The organism is Massilia sp. BAP21, from assembly GCF_057801335.1.
The window spans coordinates 887457-908057 of the sequence record NZ_CM173596.1 but is presented as its reverse complement, the minus strand read 5'-3'; the positions used below and the strand labels follow the sequence as shown (position 1 = coordinate 908057).

The following is a 20601-nucleotide window of genomic DNA, read 5'->3' as shown; positions in this document are numbered from 1 at the left end:
TGGGCGGCGCAAACGCCACGTCAGTGCAACGACCCCGGTGTAGCCGACCACCCTACGCCTCCATGTTGGATCAGGGCCGCTTCGGTTCGGCCAGCAGCGCGCGCAGGCGGTCGAAGTCGATCGGCTTGGTCAGGTGGTGGTCGAAGCCGGCCTCGAAGGCCAGTTGGCGGTCGCTGGCCTGGCCCCAGCCGGTGGCGGCGATCAGCAGCATGTCTTTGCCGCCCGGCAGCAGGCGGATGCGGCGCGCCAGCTCATACCCGGTCAAATCCGGCAAGCCGATGTCGAGCAGGGCCACCTGCGGGCGGAAGGTCTCCAGCAAATTCAGGGCGGCAGTTGCCGTGTGCACCGTCTGCGGCGTGCAGCCGCTCATCGACAGGAACATGGCCAGCATCTCGGCGGCGTCGACGTTGTCGTCGACTACCAGCACGCTGGTGGGCGCCACCGTGTCCAGACTGCCGGCGCCGTCCGGTATGCCCTGGACCGGCGCCAGCGGCAGGCGTACCGTGAAGGTGCTGCCCAAGCCTTCGCCGGCGCTCCAGGCTTCCACGGTGCCGCCGTGCAGGGCGACGATGCCGCGCACCAGGGCCAGGCCGATGCCGAGGCCACCCCTGGCCCGCTGCAGCGCCGGCTCCAGCTGCGAGAACATGCCGAAGATCGTGCCCAGCGCGTGCTCGGGAATACCGATGCCGTTGTCGCGCACGGCGATCACGGCCTGCTCGTTTTCCACGCGCAGGGTCAGCGACACGAGGCCGCCGTTCGGCGTGTACTTGCAGGCATTCGTCAGCAGGTTCACCAGCACCTGGCCCAGGCGGGTGGGGTCGGCATCGACCACCACGCCCGGGGCCTCGAGGTGCACGTCGAGGGTATGCGCGGCGGCGCGCATCATGTTGCCGACGTCGTCCACCGCCGCCTGCACGACGTCGGCCAGCGGCACCGGTTCGCGCCGCAGTTCCATGCGGTTCTGGGTGATGCGCGACACTTCCATCAGGTCGTCGACCAGGTGCGCCATGTGGCGCAGCTGGCGGTCGAACACGTCCAGCAGCCCCTTCTCGCGCGGCGGGCGCGTGGCGTCGAGCTTCAGCACTTCGAGCGCGCTGCGCATCGGCGCCAGCGGGTTGCGCAGTTCGTGCGAGAGCGTGGCCAGGAACTCGTCCTTGCGGCGGTCGGCGTCCGACAGTTCTTCGTTCAGGCTGCGCAGCTGGGCTTCGGCTTCCAGGCGCGCGTCGAGGGCCTGCTCGGCGGTCTTGCGCGCAGCCAGCAGTTCGCGCTCGTAGGAGCGGCGCTCGTTCATGGCCTGCAGCGACCATTCATCGAGGATCTGGCCATCCACGGTGCGGCGCACGATATTCACCAGCACCGGCATGCGCTGGCCGCCGGCGTCGCGTATGTCCATCTGCAGCTGGCCGACCGAGCCCTGCACCTGCAGGATCGGCAGGCAATGGGTCTGGTGGAAGATGCGGGCGCCGACCGGCAGCCGGTCCTGGATTTTTACTTTGTTTACCAGCGCCGCCCGCGAATAGCCCAGCCAACGGCACAGGGTGGCATTCACGCGCAGGATGACGCCGGCGGCGTCGGTGACGAGCAGGCCGCAGGGCGCCTGCTGGTAAAGGGTGGCGTCGTCGGGCAGGCCGCTCAAGCGGAGTTCCCCACAACGCCGAGCGCATCGAGGAAGTCGAGTGAAACACGCGCGCTCGCTTCAGGCGCGCTCATGTGCGGGCAGTGGCCGATGTTGCGCACGACCTGCAGGCTGCTGCCTGGCATGTTGCGGTGCATGTACTCGCCGACGTCGAGCGGGGCCAGGGCGTCGTCGCTGGCCTGGACGATCAGGGTCGGCACGCGCACGCGCGGCAGGTCGCCGCGCTGGTCGATGGTGAAGCCGACGCGGGCGAAATGGCGCGCGATCTCCGGGTCGTTGCGGCAGAACTTGCTGGTCAGCTCGGCGGTGAGCTGCGGCTGGTCCGGCGCGCCCATGATGATCGGCGCCACGCCGCTCGACCAGCCGAGGTAGTTGGCATCCATGGTGTCGAGCAGTTCGTCGATATCCTCGCGGGTGAAGCCGCCGCGGTAATCGGTATTGTTGATATAGCAGGGCGAGGGCGAGAGCATGACCTGCGCCAGGAAGCGCTCCGGCGCCTGGATGCCGGCCAGCATGCCGATCATGGTGCTGACCGAGTGGCCGATGAAGATCACCGGGCCGTCGGCGAATGCATCGATGACTTCGAGCAGGTCGTCGACATGGCCTTGCAGGGTGTTGTACTTCGTGCGGTCGTAGGCCGAGAGGTCGCTGTTGCCGCTGCCGACCAGGTCGAAGGCGACGATGCGGTAGCGCTTCTCGAAGGCGGGCGCCAGGAAGCGCCAGACCGTTTGGTCGCAGCCGAAACCGTGCAGGAAGACCACGGTGCGGGTGCCGTGGCCGGAAATCGTGACGTTGTTGCGCTGGCGGACACTCATGCGATGGCTGGGAAGCGGAAGCGGGCAGATGCGATCGATTATACCGGTGCCCGGCCGGTCCGCTTAACTGTGTTCATCCTCGTCCCCGCCGCGATCCAGGCGCGGAATCACCTTCACCAGCAGGATGCGCGGGCCGTTCGTCTTCTTCACCACCACGTCGAATTTCGGGAATTCGATGCGCTGGCCCTGCTTCGGAATGTCGCCCAGCTTCGCCATCAACAGGCCGCCGACCGATTCGACGTCGTCCAGGCCCATCTCTTCGTTGTCGATGTCGATGCCGAGCAGGCGCTCGAGCGAATAGATCGGCAGGCTGGCCTTGCCGATGTAGGTGCCGTCGGCCTGGGGCAGCCAGTCGTTTTCGTTGAGGCGGAATTCGTCACGGATCTCGCCGACCATGGCGCCGAGCAGGTTGTCGAGCGTGATGAAGCCGACCGGGCGCTTGCCTTTTTCGCCGATCAGGGCGAAGTGTGGCGCGCCGGTGCGGAAGCGGCGGAAGATGTCCTGGGCCGGCGTGCGCGCCGAAATCGTCTCGACCGGACGCAGGTATTGCGAGAGGTCGGTGATGTCCTTGCCCGACTGCTGGGCGAAGAACAGATCCTTCAGGTGGATCACGCCCAGCACTTCCTCGCCTTCCTCGTCGAAGTAGGGATAGCGCGAGAAGCGGTTGCGGCGCACGGTGTCGAGGTTTTCCTCGATCGTCAAATCTTCGTGCAGGGCGATGACTTCGTTAATCGGGCGCATCAGGTCGGACACGGCCATTTCCGAGAATTCCAGCGATTGCGCCAGGATGTGGCGCTCGTCGTGGGTGAACTTTTCCTTGCCGGTGCTGGTATTCGTGCGCAGGATCAGCTTCAGTTCCTCGGTCGAGTAATGCGTGTCGTGGCTGCCGGCGCCGGACAGGCCGGCCAGGCGCAGTACCATGTTGGCGCTGGCGTTGAGCACGAAGATGAAGGGGTACATGGCCCAGTAGAAACCGTAGAGCGGCAGGGCGCACCATAGCGCGACCGACTCGGGAATGCGGATCGCCAGCGATTTCGGCGCCAGTTCGCCGACCACGATGTGCAGGAAGGAGATGACGCTGAAGGCGACCACGAAGGAGACGCCATGGATGATTTTCTCGGAGGTAACGCCGGCCAGCGCGAACAGCGGTTCGAGCAGGCTGGCAAAGGCCGGTTCGCCGACCCAGCCCAGGCCGAGGGAAGCGAGGGTGATGCCCAGCTGGCAGGCCGACAGGTAGGCGTCGAGCTGGCCGTGGACTTTCGAGAGGATGCTGCCGCGCAGGCCGGTGGTTTTTGCAATTGCCCGTACGCGCGTCTTGCGCAGGGTGACGATGCCGAATTCCGCCGCCACGAAGAAGCCGTTCAGTGCAACGAGAAACAGCGCCAGAACGACAAATAAAATATTTTCCATATAAAAGGTGAGTGAATAAAAGGCGTAGCCGATGTGCATTGTACAACTCAAGCGGCGCCGAGCATTCCTTCATGCACGGCGGCAAGGATGGCTTCGACGGCCGGGTGCTGGATCTTGCGCTCGTTCGAGATCGCATAGAACTGCTCGCGCACGCCCGGCACGCGGCCCACGACCACGGCTTCGAGCTGCTCGGCCAGGTCGGCGGCCAGCGCCGCCGGGGCGAAGAACAGGCCCAGCCCGCGCCGGCCAAAGGTATTCAGCAGGGCGTTGTCCTCGAACTCGCCGACCACGTCGGGCTGCACGCCGTGCACGTCGAGCCAGGCGTCGATCCGGCCACGCAAGGCATTATTGCGCGTAGGCAGCAGGAACGGCGCGCCTTTCAAGCCATGCGGGAAATCCGCGCTCCATTGCGCGGCCAGCCCCTTGGTGCCGACCACCAGCATCTCGCTTTCGAACAGCAGGTGGGAAAACACGCGCAGGGTGCTGCCGGTGGCCAATGGATGGTCGGTCAGCACCACGTCGAGCTTGTGCAGGGCCAGGTCGGCCAGCAGGGCGTCGTGCTGGTCTTCGTAGCAGACCAGGCGCACCGGCGTGCTCAGCTTGGTGGTCACTTCCAGCAGGCGGAACGCCGTCAGCTTCGGCAGCGAGTCGGCGATGCCCACCGTCAGGCGCGTGCGCAGGTTGCCGGCGCCGTCCAGCGCTTCCTGCATCTGCTCGCCGAGCAGGAAGATCTGGTCGGCGTAGCCCAGGGCCAGGCGGCCGGCTTCGGTCAGGGTCAGGCGTCGGCCCTGCTGCGTGAACAATGATTTTCCCACGGCCTGCTCGAGCAAGGTAATCTGGCTGCTGACGGTCTGCACCGCCAGGCCCAGGCGCTCGGCGGCGCGCGTGATGCTGCCTTCCTTGGCCACCACCCAGAAATAGTGCAGGTGACGGAAATTGGTGATGGTGTTTTTCATATTCTTCCGTTTTTCCGAAGTAATACTTCGATTATCTTCGCTTTTTCCATGAGACGTCCAGCTCTACACTGCGCTGTATCAACTTTCACATAGAAGGGATAACAACATGAAGCATTTCCGGGGATCTTTCCTCGTGACATTTATCTGCTTGGGTCTCGCGGCCTGGTGGGGCTACGACCATGGCGGCACGTCCGGCATGCTGACCGCGGTGGGCGTGGCCGCCATCCTGTCGATCATGGAGGTCTCGCTGTCGTTCGACAATGCGGTCGTGAATGCGTCCGTGCTGAAGGGCTGGGATGAATTCTGGCTGAAGCTGTTCCTGGGCCTGGGCATGATCATTGCCGTGTTCGGCATGCGCCTGGTGTTCCCGCTGGTGATCGTGGCCGTGGCGGCCGACCTGGGTGCCACCGAAGTCTGGAACCTGGCGCTGACCGATCCGAAGGCCTTCTCCGGCCACCTGACGGCGCACCATGCGGAAGTGGCGGCCTTTGGCGGCATGTTCCTGCTGCTGGTCTTCCTGAACTTCCTGCTGGACGATGAAAAGGAAACCCACTGGCTGGGCAACTTCGAGAAGAAGCTCGGCGCACTGGGCAAGGTCTCGTCGATCTCGGTGATGGTGGCCCTGGCTTCGCTGCTGTTCGCATCGACCTTCGTTGATGCCGGCCAAAGGATGATTGTCCTGGTCGCAGGTATCTGGGGCATCCTGGTCTACGTCGGCGTGGACATGATCAGCAGCCTGCTGGAAAAGAGCGAGTCCGATGAGAGCAGCAACGTGGGCGACATGGTCAAGCGCGGCGGTATCGGCGGCTTCCTGTACCTCGAAGTGCTGGACGCATCGTTCTCCTTCGACGGCGTGATCGGCGCGTTTGCGATCACCTCGGATGTCGTGATCATCATGCTGGGCCTGGCGATCGGTGCGATGTTCGTGCGTTCGATGACGGTGTACCTGGTCCGCAAGGGCACGCTGGACGAGTTCGTCTACCTGGAGCACGGCGCGCACTATGCGATCGGTATCCTGGCCGTGATCATGCTGGTGAGTATGCATGTCCATGTGCCTGAGCTGATCACCGGCCTGACGGGTGTGGCCTTCATTGTGGCTTCGCTGTGGTCGTCGATCCGGTACAAGAAGAAGCATGCCGCGCTGGAAGCGGCGGAAGCGAAGCAGTTGGCTTGATCGTAGGGTGGACGGCTCTGCCGTCCACGCGTTCGACGCACGGTTGATATATCGCGAACGGGCGTCCGTTGTTTGGACGCGTGGACGGGGAACCCGTCCACCCTACGTAGGGTGGGTTCTCGAACCCACCATATTGCAAGCAGCACAGCGTTACAGATTAACGCGGCCACGCCGCACAGAACCGCCCGGCGAGCGGCAGAACACCAGCTCGCTGCGCGTATAACCCGGTGTTCAAAAAAGTAGTCCTCAACTTTAGGAGAAACACATCATGGCAATCAGTCTGCAAAAAGGCGGCAACGTCAACCTGTCGAAAGAAGCACCTGGCCTGACCAACCTGAAGGTCGGCCTCGGCTGGGATACCCGCGCCACCGATGGCGCCGGCTTCGACCTCGACGGCGCCGTCTTCCTGCTGAACTCGTCCGGCAAGGTGCGTTCCGACGCCGACTTCATCTTCTACAACAACCTGAAGTCGGCCGACGGCTCGGTCGTCCACTCGGGCGACAACACCACCGGCGCCGGCGAAGGCGACGACGAAACCGTCTCGGTCGACCTGACCAAGGTGCCGGCCGACGTCGACAAGATCGTGCTGGCCGTTACCATCCACGACGCCGAAGCGCGCCGCCAGAACTTCGGCATGGTCGGCAAGGCCTTCATCCGCTGCATCAACGCCAACGGCGACGCGGAAATCGCCCGCTACGATTTGTCGGAAGACGGCTCGACCGAAGCGGCAATGATCTTCGGCGAGGTGTATCGTAACGGCGCCGACTGGAAATTCCGCGCCATTGGCCAGGGCTTCCAGGGCGGCCTGGGGCCACTCGCCAAGAACTACGGCGTGAATGTTTAATTAAAAAGGTTCGCGGTCCCACGACCGGGGCCGCACCAAGAAAGGAAGCTTAGCAATGCCAACTTTTACCGTGACCGGGGACGTCGATCCCTTCCTGCACGTGTCGATGAGGAAGGGCGAGACCATCTATTGCGAATCCGACGCGATGGTGATGATGGAATCGACGCTCGACCTGAAAGGCAAGATGAAGGGCGGGCTCGGCAGCGCACTGATGCGCACCTTCGCCAACGGCGAATCCTTCTTCCAGCAGCACATCGAAGCCGCGCGCGGCGACGGCGACTGCCTGCTGTCGCCAACCCTGCCGGGCGCGATGCAGATCGTCGACTGCGGTCCGAACCAGTACATCATCAGCGACGGCGCCTTTGTCGCGGCCAGCTCGGGCGTGGACCTGAAGGTCCGTACCCAGAACCTCGGCAACGCGCTGTTCGCCAACAGCGGCGGCTTCTTCGTCACCGAGACGACGGGGCAGGGCCAGGTGGTGGTGTCGGGCTTCGGGTCGATGTCGATGCTGGAAGTGGAACCGGGCAAGGATGCGATCATCGACAACTCACACGTGGTGTGCTGGGACAGCACGCTGCGCTACGAGATCTCGATCACGACCGGCACCAGCGGCGGCTTCCTGGGTAACCTGATCAACAGCCAAACCAGTGGCGAGGGGATGGTCCTGCGCTTTTCGGGCAAGGGCAAGGTCTACGTGTGTTCGCGTAACCGCACCGCCTTCAAGGCCTGGATGCAAACCCCCGGTAAATAATTAAAGGAGCAACACAATGTCAGTCAGTCTGCAAAAAGGCCAGAAAATCTCGCTCTCGAAAGAGGGCGGCGGTGCACTCACCCGTGTCACCATGGGCCTGGGCTGGGACGCCATCAAGACCAAGGGCTTCCTCGGCTTCGGCAGCAAGACCGAAAGCGTCGACCTCGACGCCTCGGTGGTGATGTTCGACGAATCGAACCGCCCGGTCGACGTGGTCTGGTTCCGTCAGTTGAAGAGTAAGGACGGCAGCATCGTCCACACCGGCGACAATCGAACCGGCGCCGGCGATGGCGACGACGAGCAGATCAACGTCGATTTGTCCGCTGTGCCGCCAAGCGTGAAGTCGCTGGTGTTCACGGTGAACAGCTTCACCGGCCAGAACTTCTCGCAGGTGCAGAACGCCTACTGCCGCCTGGTCGACGCGTCGGGCAACAAGGAAGTCGCGCGTTATGACCTGTCGGTGCAGGGCGCGCACACCGCGCAGGTGATGGCCAAGCTGTACCGTCACAACGGCGAATGGAAGATGCACGCGATCGGCGAGAACGCCAGCGGGCGGACGTTTGACGACCTGATGCCGTCGATTACGCCGCATCTGTAATCTGCGGATCGTGTCGTGCCAAGAACCGGGGCTGAGGCCCCGGTTTTTTTATGCCCGCGCCATGTTGGCATATGCAATGGTTGCTGCGTATCCCGTACGGTGGGGTGTTTGAGGCTGGGGGCCTCAAACACAAAGTGCCCACGCGGTTACGTGCGCCTCCTTTTTGCGTTTGCCGTGCCCTCTCGCCCCCAAACCTCAAGCCAGGCCAGATGCTTTATTGGCCGTCGCATGCACTGCGAGCGACACCTCCCCGCACGTGTCCCCAGCCACGCACGTAACCGCGTGGGCACGGAGTGCCCACCTTACGAAATCGGCTTGACATGCTTTTGGTTAACGTCTACTGTATTAAGTAACTAATACAGCTATACACCATGACCACCCACGCCGCCCACCTGTTTTCCATCGCCACCGGCTCCGCCGAGCCCATCTACCGCCAACTGGTCGACCAGGTCAAACGCCTGGTCGCCGCCGGCCAGATGGCCCCGGGCGACGGCATGCCCTCGGTGCGCGAGGTCGCCCAGGCCCTGGCCCTGAACCCGATGACCGTCTCGAAGGCCTACAGCCTGCTCGAGATGGAGGGCGTACTCACCCGCCGCCGCGGCCTGGGCATGGAAGTGGCTGCCCGCGCCGGCACCGCCCCCGGCGCGCACGAACGCGCCGAACTGCTACGTCCCACCCTGGAGCGCGCCGCCATGGAAGCGCGCCAGCTCGAACTCGATTCCGACACCGTCCTTTCCCTCTTCACCCAGATCCTGAAGGAACAAGCATGAGCACAGCCATCATCCAGAGCGCCGCGATCAGCAAGCAGTTCGGCAGCGTCCCCATCCTCAACAAGCTCGACTGGCAGGTCATGCCGGGGCAGGTGATCGGCCTGCTGGGCCGTAACGGCGCCGGCAAGTCGACCCTGCTCGAATGCCTGCTCGGCCTGCGCGAAGCGGATGCGGGCACGGTGCACGTCTATGGCGAAGACGTGGCCCACCTGAGCGATGCCACCCGCGCCCGCATCGGCTACGTGCCGCAGAAGTCCGACCTGTTCGAGTGGATGACGCCGCGCCAGATGCTGGCCTATTTCAAGGCCCTGTACCCGCGCTGGAACGGCGCCAAGGTCGACGGCCTGCTGGCGCGCTGGGGCTTCGATCAGCTCATGCAAAATAAACCGATCAGCAAGCTCTCGGGCGGCGAGCAGCAGCGTTTGTCGATCATCCGCGCGCTGGCGCACGACCCGGAACTGCTGGTGCTGGACGAGCCGGTGTCGGCGCTGGACCCGGTCGGCCGCCGCGAATTCCTGCGCGAGCTGATCGACGGCGTGATCGAGCGCGGCACCACGGTGGTGTTCTCGACCCACATCCTGTCCGACCTGGAGCGGGTGGCGCTGGACCTCGCCTTCCTGAAGGACGGCAGGATCGCCCTGCAGGGCCGCCTCGACGAGCTGCTCGAAGGCGCGCGCCGCGTGGTGGGGCCGGCGTCGCTGCTCGACGGCAGGCAACTGGCCGGCGAACTGCGGCGCCAGCGCACGGCGGACGGCAGCGTCAGCGTCATCACCCATGGCGGCGCCGGCCTGGCCCAGCTGGGCAAGGAGAGCGGCGTGCGCGTGGAGGCGCTCAGCCTGGAAGACCTGTTCATTGAGGTGACGCAATGAAGGCCCTGCTGAAGGACTACTGGCTGGTCTGGCGCATGGCCCTCAGCGCCCGTTCCCGCGCCGATGTGCTGATCCTCGGGTTCACGGCTTTCCTGACGCTGCTCGTGGCCTTCCTGGTCATGGTGACGAAGGACGATGCGCTGCTGGCCGCCAGTACGGCGCTGCGGGTGGCGGTAGGCGGCGCGATGATGGGCTGGCTGCTGTACTTCGTCCCCGGCGCCGTCAAGCTGAACACGCCGTCCGTCGCCTGCCTGGTGCCGCGCCTGCGCCGCCGCCTGATCGAATCGACGGTGCTGGCCTGGACATGCATGATCGCGTTTGCCACGCTGGTGTCGCTTGGCACCAAGCTGTCGCCGGCGCTGGTCCTGCTGGCCACCGGCACCTGGCTTGCCGCGTATGGCCTGGGGCAGAGCGGGCACCGCGGGGGCAGCTGGATGCAGGTCGCCTTTGCCGGCGTGTTCTTCTTCAGCCGCAGCCTGCCGCCGGCACTGGTCGAGGGCATCCAGCATGGCATCGGCTTCGCGATTGCATGCCTGCTGATGCTGGCCTTCGGCGCCTACGCGCTGCAGCACATGTTCATGGCCGGGGGCGACCGGCACTACGTGGCGCGCGAAGCCCAGGCCTTGCAGCTGGAACGCACGACGGCCGCGGGCCAGTTCAAGGAACGCAAGCAGAACCGGTTCAATGCCTCGCTCTACCGCTGGGTCCTGGCGCGCGACACGGCGGCGCGCAATAGTGCCCGCCTGCTGGTGCACCTGCTGGGTGCGCGCAACCACTGGGCCAACCGGGCCGTGGTGCTGGTGTCGATCCTGGCCCTGGCCGGCGTGGCGCTGTCCATCATGCGTGCCAATGCCCGCCCCGACACGCAGCAGCTGATCGCGGACCTCGGCTGGCTGTTCGCCCTGCCGCTGCTGCTGGGCGCCGTGTTCGACACCGAGAAGCGCAATGTGCGCCTGAAGGACACGGCGGGCGAACAGGCCCTGCTGCGCCTGGTGCCGCCGCTGCCGGCTGGCGCCTCCGCCTTCAACCGCAAGGTCGCGGTCACGCTGCTGCGCACTGCGCTGCTCGAGTGGGCGATGCTGGCAGGCGCCGTGCTGTGCCTGGGCATGATGACCGGCGCCTCGGCGGCCAACCTGTTCAAGCAGGCCTGCCTGTGCTGCCTGACCCTGCCGCTGGTAGCCGCCACCCTGCGCGACCACGCGCACCGCAGCGGGCTGCTGGGCTGGCGGCTGCTGCTGGGCTGTGCGCTGTCGTTCGGCGCCAGCCTGGCGGTGGGCGTGGCGCTGGAGCGGGCGAGCGGCTTGCCGTACGCGGCGGGTGCGGCGCTGGCCAGCATGGCGATTGCCGCAGCCCTGGTCGCGCGCGCGTTCCGGCGTGCAGAGGCGGCGCCGTATGCCTTCCCGGCGGGGCGCCTGGCGTAAGCGGTTTTTCGTAGGGTGGGCACCTGTGCCCACGCGGTACGGCATGTGATCGGTCGAAATGGTGCCGCGGAGCGATCGAGCCAATCGCCTTCCGTGGTCTGTCGGTAAATTTTCGACGAGTAGGCGCCGTACCGCGTGGGCACAGGTGCCCACCCTACAACGGCCAAACACGAACCGCCAGAGCCGCGTAAGCCGATTCAATGCGCGCGGCGCTGGACCAGTGCAGTGCCGACGCCATGCCGCTTGCCCTCGCTGACCGCCGTCACCGTCCCATCCGGATTGAACACGATGGCATTCGCCGCGCCGATCTCCTCGGCCGGCGCTTCCCACTTGTGCCCAAAAGCTTCCAATGCCCTGGCCTGGTCGCTGCCGACAAAGCCCGGCTCCACCGAGGTCGACGCCCCGTTCCGCTCGGACAGCCGCGGCGCATCGATCGCCTCATTCATCGGCATACCGAAGTCCACATGATTGACGATGGTCTGCAGCACCGTGGTAATGATGGTGGCGCCGCCCGGGCTGCCGATGCTGAAGGCCGGCTTGCTGTCCTTGAGTACGATGGTCGGCGCCATGCTGCTGCGCGGGCGTTTTCCCGCTTCGGGCACGTTCGGGCGCGGGCCGGAAAAATCGAAGTCGGTCATCTCGTTGTTCAGCAAGAAGCCATAACCCGGCACCACGATGCCGCTGCCGCCCCAGGATTCGATGGTGAAGGTGTAGGAAACGACATTGCCCTCCTTGTCCGACACCGTCAGGTGGGTAGTGTGCGGGCTTTCCTTCTGCAGCGGGCGTGGCTGCTTGGGGCGCAGTGGAATGCTCGGATCATTTTGGAAGGCGTACGGGTCGCCCGCCGCCACCTCCGGCGCCGCACGCTTCATGTCGATCAGCGCGCGCCGCCGGGCCGCGAATTCCTTCGACAGCAGCCCGGCCACCGGCGCGTCGACGTATTCCGGATCGGCGAGATAAGCGTTGCGGTCGGCAAAGGCAAGGCGGCTCGCTTCCAGGTACAGGTGCTCGGCCTGCGCGCGCGGCAGGGCCTTCAGGTCGTAGCCTTCGAGGATGTTCAGCGCCTCGGCCACCGCCACGCCGCCGCTGCTCGGCAGCGGCATCCCGTACACCTGGTAGCCGCGGTAGCTGCTGACCACCGGCTGGCGGATGCGTGCTTCGTAGTTGGCCAGGTCGGCCAGCGTCATCTTGCCGGCGCGGACATTCGCGCCCTGGGTTAGCGGCGGCCGGTTCACCGCCTCGATGATGGCGCGCGCCATCGGCCCTGCATAGAAGGCCTGGTAGCCGCGCGCGGCAATCTCGCGGTAAGCCTTGGCCATGTCCGGGTTGCGCAAGCGGGTGCCGGGCGTCACGGCTTTCCCGTTGCGCAAATACAGTGCGCTGGTGGTCGAAAACTGCTGAAATTTTCTTTCATTTTCGCGCGTTAAATGAGAGAAAGTTTCATTGACCGTGAAGCCCTTGTCGGCCACGGCGATGGCCGGCGCCAGCACCTGTTTGAAACCCATCGTGCCGTAGCGCTCCAGCGCCTCGTGCCAGCCGCGCACTGTGCCCGGTACGCCCACCGCGGCGCCGCTCGCCACTGCCGTCTCGAAATCGATTTCCTCCCCGTTTTCCAGGAACACGGCTGGGGTAAAGGCGCTTGGGGCCGTCTCGCGGTGGTCGACCGTGATCACGCGCTTGTCCTTGGCCAGGTAGATCACCATGAAGCCGCCGCCGCCGATGCCGCAGCTGAACGGGTCGGTCACGCCGAGCGTGGCCGCGGCGGCCACGGCGGCATCGACCGCATTCCCGCCCTTGTTCAGGATGGCGAGGGCCGATTCCGAGGCCTGTTCGCTGATGGTGGCAACGGCGCCGCCGCTGTCGGTGGCGACCGGAGTTTTTGCGGTGGCGAGCGGCGCGTGCAGGACGATGGAGAAGACGAGGGTGGAAACGAGCAGGGTCTTGTTCATGGGCGAAGGCGGCGAGGTGAAGAGGTCGGGTCAGCATAGCAAGAAAGCAAAACCGCCGTTGTTTGATCTGGCTCAGCCGCGTCATACAGCCGTCATATTCGCTGGCTAGACTTCCGCTCGTCACTTAACCAACCCCGAGTTACGACAATATGAAAATCAAGCACATGTTCAAAACGATGATCGCTGGCGCCGCTGCAGCAATGGTGATGTCTTCGGCTTTCGCTGCCGACGTGACCGGCGCGGGCGCAACCTTCCCGTACCCGATCTACGCCAAGTGGGCCGAGTCGTACAAGGCAGCCACCGGCACCGGCCTGAACTACCAGTCGGTCGGCTCGGGCGCTGGCATCAAGCAGATCAAGGCCAAGACCGTCGACTTCGGCGCCTCGGACATGCCCCTGAAAGCGGCCGAACTCGACGCCGAAGGCCTGATGCAGTTCCCGGCCATCATGGGCGGCGTGGTCACCGTGGTCAACGTCGACGGCGTGGCCCCAGGCCAGCTGAAGCTGGCCGGCCCGGTCGTGGCCGACATCTACCTGGGCAAGATCACCAAGTGGAACGCGCCGGAAATCACCGCCCTGAACCCGGGCGTGAAGCTGCCGGACACCGACATCACCGTCGTCCACCGCGCCGACAGCTCGGGCACCTCCTTCCTGTTCACCGACTTCCTGTCGAAGACCAGCCCGGAATTCCAGCAGAAGATCGGCGCCAACACCGCCGTGAAATGGGCTGTGGGCGTGGGCGGCAAGGGCAACGAAGGCGTGGCCGCCAACGTGCAGCGTATCAAGGGTTCGATCGGCTACGTCGAGTGGGCTTACGCCAAGAAAAACAAGCTGTCGCACACCCAGCTGAAGAACAAGGACGGCCAGTTCCTGCAGCCGGACGACGAGAACTTCAAGGCCGCCGCATCGAGCGCCGAATGGACCAAGACCCCGGGCTTCGCCGTCATCCTGACCGATGCCGCCGGCAAGAACAGCTGGCCGATCACCGGCGTGTCGTACATCCTGATGCACAAGGCCCAGGCCGACGCCACCAAGGGTAAAGAGGTCGTGAAGTTCTTCGACTACGCCTACAAGAACGGCGCCGCCGCTGCCGCCGAGCTGGACTACGTGCCGATGCCGGCATCGGTCGTCAAGCTGGTGCAGGATGCGTGGAAGGCCAACCTGAAGGATGCATCGGGCAAGGCGATCTACTGATCCGAACTGATCGATCACAGGACGGGGCGAGAGCCCCGTGTCGGGCTGGCCGTGGGTGACTTTGCGGCCAGGTTTTAGCGGCGGTTCCAGGAATGGGGCCGCCGCTTTTTTTGCGTACGGTGAGGGGTTGTAGGGTGGACACCTGTGTCCACCCTACGAAATCGGCGCCAATGTCATCGTTATCGATGAATGCAACGCCAATAAAAAACGGCGGCCCCGAAGGAACCGCCGTTTTTACAACGATGCTGCTTCTGGCTTACACGTACGCCGCCAGCGCACCCTTCATTTTCTTCAACGCCGCCGATTCGATCTGGCGAATCCGCTCCGCCGACACGCCGAACTCTTCGGCCAGCGTGTGCAGCGTCGCGCCCGAACCGTCGTCGTTCGCCAGCCAGCGCGCTTCCACGATGCGGCGCGAACGCGGGTCGAGCTTGCCGAGCGCCGTTTCCAGGCCTTCGGACTGCAGGCGGGTGACCTGCTCGGCTTCCAGCACCTTGGTCGGTTCCTGCTGGTCCGACGACAGGTAGGCGATCGGCGAGAACTTGTCGTCTTCGTCGTCGGTCGGCGCTTCCAGGGCGATGTCGCGGCCCGAGAGGCGGGTTTCCATCTCGATGACTTCCTCGCGCTTGACGTCCAGCATCTTGGCCAGCTCGTCGACCTGGGTCGGCGTCATCGCGTCCAGGCCCACCTTGTTGCTGCGCAGGTTGAAGAACAATTTGCGCTGGGCCTTGGTCGTGGCGACCTTCACCAGGCGCCAGTTCTTCAGGATGTATTCGTGCATCTCGGCCTTGATCCAGTGCATCGCGTACGACACCAGGCGTACGCCCTGGTTCGGGTCGAAGCGCTTCACGGCCTTCATCAGGCCGATGTTGCCTTCCTGGATCAGGTCGGCGTGCGGCAGGCCATAGCCGAGGTAGCCGCGCGCGATCGACACCACCAGGCGCAGGTGGGACAAGACCAGTTTTTGTGCGGCGTCGAGATCGTTTGCCTCGCGCAGCCGCTTCGCCAGCGACACCTCTTCGTCGTGGGTCAGCATCGGCAGACGGTTCACCGCGGAAATATACGCGTCGATGTTACCGAGATTGCCGGTGAAGCCAAGTCCCAGGGCACGGCTGCTGGTGGTCGGAACCAATGCGGATTGTGCGGACATTATCTTTTCCTCGTAGAGTTATTTCTGCTGCATCTCAGCGGCGGGACAACCCCACCCCATGATTTTTTCGGCCTTGAATCCGGATGCAAGCGAACCCATTTACCATTCACTTGAGCTACAGTTTAGCACTCTCCGGTGGGGAGTGCTAGCGACCCCCTCGGAATGGCAGGGGTGTTTAAGTCTGGCTAAAGTATTGCAATTAAGCATCAATTTGCGCCCGGTCTACTGTAGAGCGAATCGTTGCTTTGCTATTGAGTTATCTCAAACGTGTGGCTGTTGCGTGTGACCTTGAGGCACAGCGTAAGGGCGCGCGGAAGCCTGTTTCTGTTAGTTGCCTCACAAAGGGGCGCGTTCGGAATCGGGCGAGGCAAAGTCCTACTTCGCGGATGGAAGTAGACGCACAAGCCGGGGACTTGAAAAAGAAGAAGGTGATTCCGCCCGGACAGACCACAACAGTAGCCTGTCCGGTGGAAGAGGGCGTCAGTGCAGGCGCGCCAGGTGACGCTGCACCGACAGCATGGCGCCGATCAGGCCCAGGCCGGCGCTGATGGCCAGCAAGCCAGCGACTTCCGGCGCACTCAGCGGCACTAGCTGGAATTCCGACGCATACAGGCGGGCAAATTCGGCAATGGCCGCGTTCAGAGGTTGCAGGGCCAGCGCCACGCCGCCCAGGGCCACCGCGCCGGCGCACAGGCCAAGCAGGGCGCCGGTATAGTAAAACGGCCGGTGGATAAAGTTGTCTGTCGCGCCCAGCAATTTGGACACGGCAATTTCCTCGCGCTGCGTCAGCACTTGCAGGCGGATGGTATTGAACACCACCGCAATCACCACCACACCCAGCGTTACCGCCAGCAACAGCAGCACCAGGCGCAGCACGCCCAGCAGGGCGGCCAGGCGCTTGACCCAGGCCGAGTCCACCTGCACGGTGTCCACATGCGGCAACTGGTGCAATTGCTCGACCACGGCATCGATGCGCGAGGCATCCGCCGCGCTGGCCGAGCCGGCCAGCTTCATCACATAACTGTCGGGCAGGGGATTGTCGCCCAGCGTGTCGAGCGCGGCGGACAGGCCGCTGCGCGCCTTCAGGTCGTCGAGGGCCTGTTCGCGCGGAATGAAGGTGATGCTCGCCTTGCTGTCGTCGATGATCTGGCGCAACTGCGGACCGAGTGCCTCGGCTTCCTCGCGCGTGGCCTCGGTCTTCACGAAGAGGCTGACCTCGGGATCGACCGACAATTGCTCGGACATTGGCCGCACGTTGTCGAGCAGGGTGATGCCGGCAAACGGCAGCGCCAATGCCACCGCGACTACCAGTACGTTGAACAGGAAACTACCCGGCGCCTTGCGCACGGTGGACAGCGCCGCGCCGAGCGCGAAGCGGTGTTGGCGGAACCACGGGCTCATGCCGCACCTCCCGCATCGACGTCGAATTCGCCAGTGGCGGGGCTGGTCGGCTCACCACTCGACACCAGCTGGCCATGCTCCAGGCGGATCACGCGCGCCGCACCGTCGAGCACCTGCTCGTCGTGGGTCGAGATCAGGCAGGTGACGCCGACCGAGTTAAACGCACGCAGGGCGTCGAGCACCTTGTCGGCGGCCACGCGGTCGAGGTTGGCGGTAGGCTCATCGGCCAGGATGATCTGCGGACGGTTCACGATGGCACGCGCGATCGCCACGCGCTGCTGCTCGCCGCCGGACAATTCCAGCGGATGTGCCTTGGCGCGTTCCAGCAAGCCCACCTTGTCGAGGGCGGCGCGGGCACGCTGCTCGGCTTGCGCTTTCGGCGCGCCGGTCACCAGCAGCGGCAGCATGGTGTTGGCCAGGATATTCCGGTCGTTCAGCAAACGCTGGTGCTGGAAGATCAGTCCCAGGTTACGGCGGAGAAAAGGGATGCCGGGCTTCCTGATCTTGCCGATGTCTTGCCCGAACACGATCACGCGTCCGCTGCTGGGCCGCTCGATGGCAGCCACCATCTTCATCAGGGTCGACTTGCCGGCGCCGGACGGGCCGGCCAGGTACACCAGCTCGCCCTTGCCGATGTTCAGCGACACGTCGCGCAGGGCGGTCGCATCGGCGGAATACTTCTTGGATACGGAGTGGAATTCGATCATCGGCTCTATTTATCCCAGCAGCGCTTCAACGAACTCTTCTGCATTGAAAGGCTGCAGGTCGTCCAGCTTTTCGCCCACGCCGATGAAGTAGACCGGCACCGGACGCGTACGCGCAATCGCCGCCAGCACGCCGCCCTTGGCAGTACCGTCGAGCTTGGTGATCACCAGGCCGGACAGTTGCAGGGCGTCGTCGAAGGCTTTTACTTGCGCGAGGGCGTTCTGGCCGGTGTTGCCGTCGATGACCAGCAGGGTCTCGTGCGGCGCGCCATCCGCGCCCTTGCCGATCACGCGCTTGATCTTCTTCAGTTCTTCCATCAGGTGCAGCTGGGTCGGCAGGCGGCCGGCGGTATCGACCATCACCACGTCCACGCTGCGCGCCTTGCCCGACTGCACCGCATCGAAAGCGATGGCGGCCGGGTCGCCCGACTGCTGCGAGATCACGGTGACGTTGTTGCGCTGGCCCCAGACCATGAGTTGTTCGCGCGCGGCGGCGCGGAAGGTATCGCCCGCGGCCAGCAGCACCGACTGGTCGAAGCGCTGCATGTGCTTGGCCAGCTTGCCGATGGTAGTGGTCTTGCCGGCGCCGTTCACGCCCGCGATCATCATCACCAGCGGCGCGTGGCGGCCGAGTTCCAGCGGCTTTTGCAGCGGCTGCAGCATCTCGACCATCAATTCCTTCAGCGCGGCCTTCACGGCGGCAGCGTCGAGCAATTTCTCTTCCTTGACCTTGCGGCGCAGGTTGTTCAGGAGGTGCTCGGTGGCGTCCATGCCGGCGTCGGACATCAGCAGGGCGGATTCGAGCTCCTCGTACAAGTCTTCATCGATGCGGGCGCCGACGAACAGCAGCGACAGATTGCTGGAGGTCTTGGACAGGCCGGCCTTCAGGCGCGCCATCCAGGATTTCTTTTGCTCGGCCGGGGAGGTCGGGCGTTCGGCGGTTTCCTCGATGATGAGGGCGGGTTCGGCGCTCAGCGCAGGCGAGGGGACCGGCGTTGGTTCAGGCGTGGCGAGCGGCGTCGGGGCAGGGGCTGGCGCTGGTGCAGGCGCACTTTCGACAGGCTCAACCGGCGCCGGGGTTTCTGCTTCGGCTTTTTTTCTCTTGAAGAAACTAAACATGGGTATGTGGTGGGAGCGACTGCATGCACATGCCGGCATTCAGTGCCGGCACGACGAAAAGGATCGCAGTATTTTACCAGAGCACAGTAATGACGAATACGCAAGTCCTGGCTGTGCGCGAGGGAACGCTCAAGCGAGGTACTTCCCGGCCTGATAACGAAAGACGACGCTATTTGGCAGGACGCCGGATTGCGGTCACGCTGGCCGACCTGACGACTGCGGCCTTGTCGTTCTTGGTGGTCGCTCGCAAGGAGGAGCAGTTGCCGATCATTCTCACCAGCGTGCCATATCCATTTTCTTTAGCTGCAAAAGAATGGTGCGTGCGTAAATACTGACCCAATTCGGTCAAACCCACGGTGCTATCAGCCCGGCCCTTGGCAAGGGCGTCCACTGCCTGGATTAGAATGTGTTCATGTTCGGGTTTGAGCTCGATCTGCAACGCTGGTTGTGATATTGCCTCCGCTTGTACAGGTGCTGGCGGTGCGGAACGCTCGGTGTCCTGCGCTGGCGTGAATGTGTAGAACCGGGTGCAGGCCTCCTGCAGCATCGGGGGCGTTTTCTCCTCCCCGATAATGGAGACGGCAGCGCCACGGATACGCAGTTTACGGCACAGGCCGGCGAAATCGGAATCGCTGGTCACAAGATAAAAGGTATCAGCCCGGTCTTCCAACATCATCTCAAACGCATCGAGTGCAAGCGCTATGTCGGCTGAGTTTTTGCCCGGAGCGAATTGGTACTGCAGGCAGGGTGTAAACGCATGGCGGTTGAGGGCCTCACGCCAGCGTTGCTTGGCAAGGGTGCCTCCGTTGCCATAGCCTTGGCGCGCCACGACGCGGGCAGACGGGGGAATCAAACCCAAGGCATAATCCAGCGCCTCGGGTGACGTGTTATCGCAATCGACCAGCACCGCGATGCGCGGCGCTGCTGCTACAGGCTGGTTCATCTGGCGCTCCGTTCAGGCTTCGATAGCGACAGATGATAGGATAATTTTGTTACCCTGAGGGAATATTTCGACTGCTTGAAACGCCAGCCTCAATGCCGCAACCTGCTCCACCACCCCGCCTTTTTCTCCGCCTTCTGCAGCACTTCCGGCTCCAGCCGCCACGCCCCATACGGATTGTTGAACAGCGACTCCGCCCCGTAATCCATGGCCGGCGAGGTGCGCACCCGGTACACCGGCGCGCCTTCGCTCACCGAAAAAGTGTGCCCATCTTCCAGCACCGGCCCCTGCGCGAACAGGTAATGGGTAAAGGTGCGCAGCAAATCGGCCGCTTCCTGCAAGTCGCCATCGAGCGGCGTGACGATCGCTTCCGGCAGGCCGAAGTTATGCATGCCGCAGGAGTAGACGTCGCGCCCGGTCACGTAGACCACCAGCGCCCGGTGCGCGGTCTGCAGGTGCAGCTGTTCGCACAGCTCGGTCCAGTAGGCCGGGCCGTGGGCGATGCCGGTGCTTTCCACCTTCACGCCCAGGCCGCCCGCATCGATCAGCGCGGCCGCTGCCCGCATCATGGCTTCGGCGGCGTCGCGCGAGCCGCCTTTGCCGGACAGGTAGACCACCGAGGCGTGGCGCGCCACGTCCATCATCGCCTCGGATTGCGCCCAGTGCGGGCCCACCGCGGCAAACGCCGCCGGCAGCGCCGGGTCAGCGCCTTCGAACATCACTTCGCAGGTGAAACCGGTTTCGATTTCCAGCAGCAGGTGGCCTGCATACACATAACCCGCGTCGCATTCCGAGATGGCCTGTATCAGTTCGTCGCGGTGTTTCCAGGGGCCCGGGATGCACAGGACAAGTTCGGGCGTGTCGCTCATCGTTCTCCTCTCAAAATCCTCTCGTGCCTGGG

Annotated in this window: 19 protein-coding genes; 8 read left to right on the top strand and 11 right to left on the bottom strand. The window is 64.3% G+C overall.

The features are described 5' to 3' along the window. Nucleotides 1–70: 70 nt before the first annotated feature. The 4 genes from ACWYRN_RS03925 to nhaR form a co-directional block, all read right to left on the bottom strand. Nucleotides 71–1636, bottom strand: coding sequence for a hybrid sensor histidine kinase/response regulator (locus ACWYRN_RS03925; protein ID WP_488691222.1), 1566 nt, complete (start codon nucleotides 1634–1636; stop codon nucleotides 71–73). Continuing rightward, nucleotides 1633–2451, bottom strand: coding sequence for an alpha/beta fold hydrolase (locus tag ACWYRN_RS03920; RefSeq protein ID WP_488691221.1), 819 nt, complete (start codon nucleotides 2449–2451; stop codon nucleotides 1633–1635). The genes ACWYRN_RS03925 and ACWYRN_RS03920 overlap by 4 nt, the downstream gene beginning before the upstream one ends. Nucleotides 2452–2514: 63 nt before the next feature. After that, nucleotides 2515–3861, bottom strand: coding sequence for a hemolysin family protein (locus ACWYRN_RS03915; protein WP_488691220.1), 1347 nt, complete (start codon nucleotides 3859–3861; stop codon nucleotides 2515–2517). A 47-nt stretch (nucleotides 3862–3908) separates the two neighbouring features. Beyond that, nucleotides 3909–4817 carry a transcriptional activator NhaR gene (nhaR, locus tag ACWYRN_RS03910; RefSeq protein WP_488691219.1) on the bottom strand — a complete coding sequence of 303 codons (909 nt, stop codon included), beginning with the start codon at nucleotides 4815–4817 and terminating at the stop codon, nucleotides 3909–3911. Between the two features lie 106 nt (nucleotides 4818–4923). Here nhaR and ACWYRN_RS03905 point away from each other — a divergent pair, with 106 nt between their 5' ends. The 7 genes from ACWYRN_RS03905 to ACWYRN_RS03875 all read left to right on the top strand — a co-directional run bounded on the left by ACWYRN_RS03905 (nucleotide 4924) and on the right by ACWYRN_RS03875 (nucleotide 11244). Further along, nucleotides 4924–5991 carry a DUF475 domain-containing protein gene (locus ACWYRN_RS03905; protein ID WP_488691218.1) on the top strand — a complete coding sequence of 356 codons (1068 nt, stop codon included), beginning with the start codon at nucleotides 4924–4926 and terminating at the stop codon, nucleotides 5989–5991. 268 nt (nucleotides 5992–6259) lie between these two features. Next, nucleotides 6260–6835, top strand: a complete 576-nt coding sequence (locus tag ACWYRN_RS03900) for a TerD family protein (protein ID WP_488691217.1) — start codon at nucleotides 6260–6262, stop codon at nucleotides 6833–6835. A gap of 55 nt (nucleotides 6836–6890) precedes the next feature. Then, on the top strand, nucleotides 6891–7586 hold the full coding sequence (locus ACWYRN_RS03895) for a TIGR00266 family protein (RefSeq protein WP_488691216.1): 696 nt from the start codon (nucleotides 6891–6893) through the stop codon (nucleotides 7584–7586). A gap of 16 nt (nucleotides 7587–7602) precedes the next feature. Further along, nucleotides 7603–8184 carry a TerD family protein gene (locus ACWYRN_RS03890; protein ID WP_488691215.1) on the top strand — a complete coding sequence of 194 codons (582 nt, stop codon included), beginning with the start codon at nucleotides 7603–7605 and terminating at the stop codon, nucleotides 8182–8184. 371 nt (nucleotides 8185–8555) lie between these two features. Further along, nucleotides 8556–8954, top strand: coding sequence for a GntR family transcriptional regulator (locus tag ACWYRN_RS03885; protein ID WP_488691214.1), 399 nt, complete (start codon nucleotides 8556–8558; stop codon nucleotides 8952–8954). Continuing rightward, complete coding sequence (locus ACWYRN_RS03880; protein ID WP_488691213.1) at nucleotides 8951–9823, top strand: ABC transporter ATP-binding protein; 873 nt, start codon at nucleotides 8951–8953, stop codon at nucleotides 9821–9823. Before ACWYRN_RS03885 ends, ACWYRN_RS03880 begins: the two co-directional genes overlap by 4 nt. Next, the gene (locus ACWYRN_RS03875; RefSeq protein ID WP_488691212.1) at nucleotides 9820–11244 is read left to right on the top strand and encodes a hypothetical protein; all 1425 of its coding nucleotides are present in this window, start codon (nucleotides 9820–9822) and stop codon (nucleotides 11242–11244) included. The genes ACWYRN_RS03880 and ACWYRN_RS03875 overlap by 4 nt, the downstream gene beginning before the upstream one ends. A gap of 197 nt (nucleotides 11245–11441) precedes the next feature. Here ACWYRN_RS03875 and ggt read toward each other — a convergent pair whose 3' ends face one another. Continuing rightward, entirely contained in the window at nucleotides 11442–13193 is a 1752-nt protein-coding gene (ggt, locus tag ACWYRN_RS03870; RefSeq protein WP_488691211.1) for a gamma-glutamyltransferase, read from the bottom strand. A 149-nt stretch (nucleotides 13194–13342) separates the two neighbouring features. Here ggt and pstS point away from each other — a divergent pair, with 149 nt between their 5' ends. Then, on the top strand, nucleotides 13343–14386 hold the full coding sequence (pstS, locus tag ACWYRN_RS03865) for a phosphate ABC transporter substrate-binding protein PstS (RefSeq protein WP_488691210.1): 1044 nt from the start codon (nucleotides 13343–13345) through the stop codon (nucleotides 14384–14386). Between the two features lie 256 nt (nucleotides 14387–14642). Here pstS and rpoH read toward each other — a convergent pair whose 3' ends face one another. The 6 genes from rpoH to ACWYRN_RS03835 all read right to left on the bottom strand — a co-directional run bounded on the left by rpoH (nucleotide 14643) and on the right by ACWYRN_RS03835 (nucleotide 20569). Beyond that, nucleotides 14643–15536 (bottom strand): RNA polymerase sigma factor RpoH, encoded by an 894-nt coding sequence (rpoH, locus tag ACWYRN_RS03860; protein WP_488691209.1) that lies wholly within the window; start codon nucleotides 15534–15536, stop codon nucleotides 14643–14645. Nucleotides 15537–16016: 480 nt separating this feature from the next. Next, nucleotides 16017–16937 (bottom strand): permease-like cell division protein FtsX, encoded by a 921-nt coding sequence (gene ftsX, locus ACWYRN_RS03855; RefSeq protein WP_488691208.1) that lies wholly within the window; start codon nucleotides 16935–16937, stop codon nucleotides 16017–16019. Further along, on the bottom strand, nucleotides 16934–17644 hold the full coding sequence (locus tag ACWYRN_RS03850; RefSeq protein WP_488691207.1) for a cell division ATP-binding protein FtsE: 711 nt from the start codon (nucleotides 17642–17644) through the stop codon (nucleotides 16934–16936). The genes ftsX and ACWYRN_RS03850 overlap by 4 nt, the downstream gene beginning before the upstream one ends. 9 nt (nucleotides 17645–17653) lie before the next feature. Then, nucleotides 17654–18760: a signal recognition particle-docking protein FtsY gene (gene ftsY / locus ACWYRN_RS03845; protein ID WP_488691206.1), complete on the bottom strand. Its 1107-nt coding sequence runs from the start codon at nucleotides 18758–18760 to the stop codon at nucleotides 17654–17656. A 169-nt stretch (nucleotides 18761–18929) separates the two neighbouring features. After that, entirely contained in the window at nucleotides 18930–19703 is a 774-nt protein-coding gene (locus ACWYRN_RS03840) for an NYN domain-containing protein (protein ID WP_488691205.1), read from the bottom strand. Between the two features lie 89 nt (nucleotides 19704–19792). Further along, entirely contained in the window at nucleotides 19793–20569 is a 777-nt protein-coding gene (locus ACWYRN_RS03835; protein ID WP_488691204.1) for a DUF4261 domain-containing protein, read from the bottom strand. Between the last annotated feature and the right edge of the window lie 32 nt (nucleotides 20570–20601).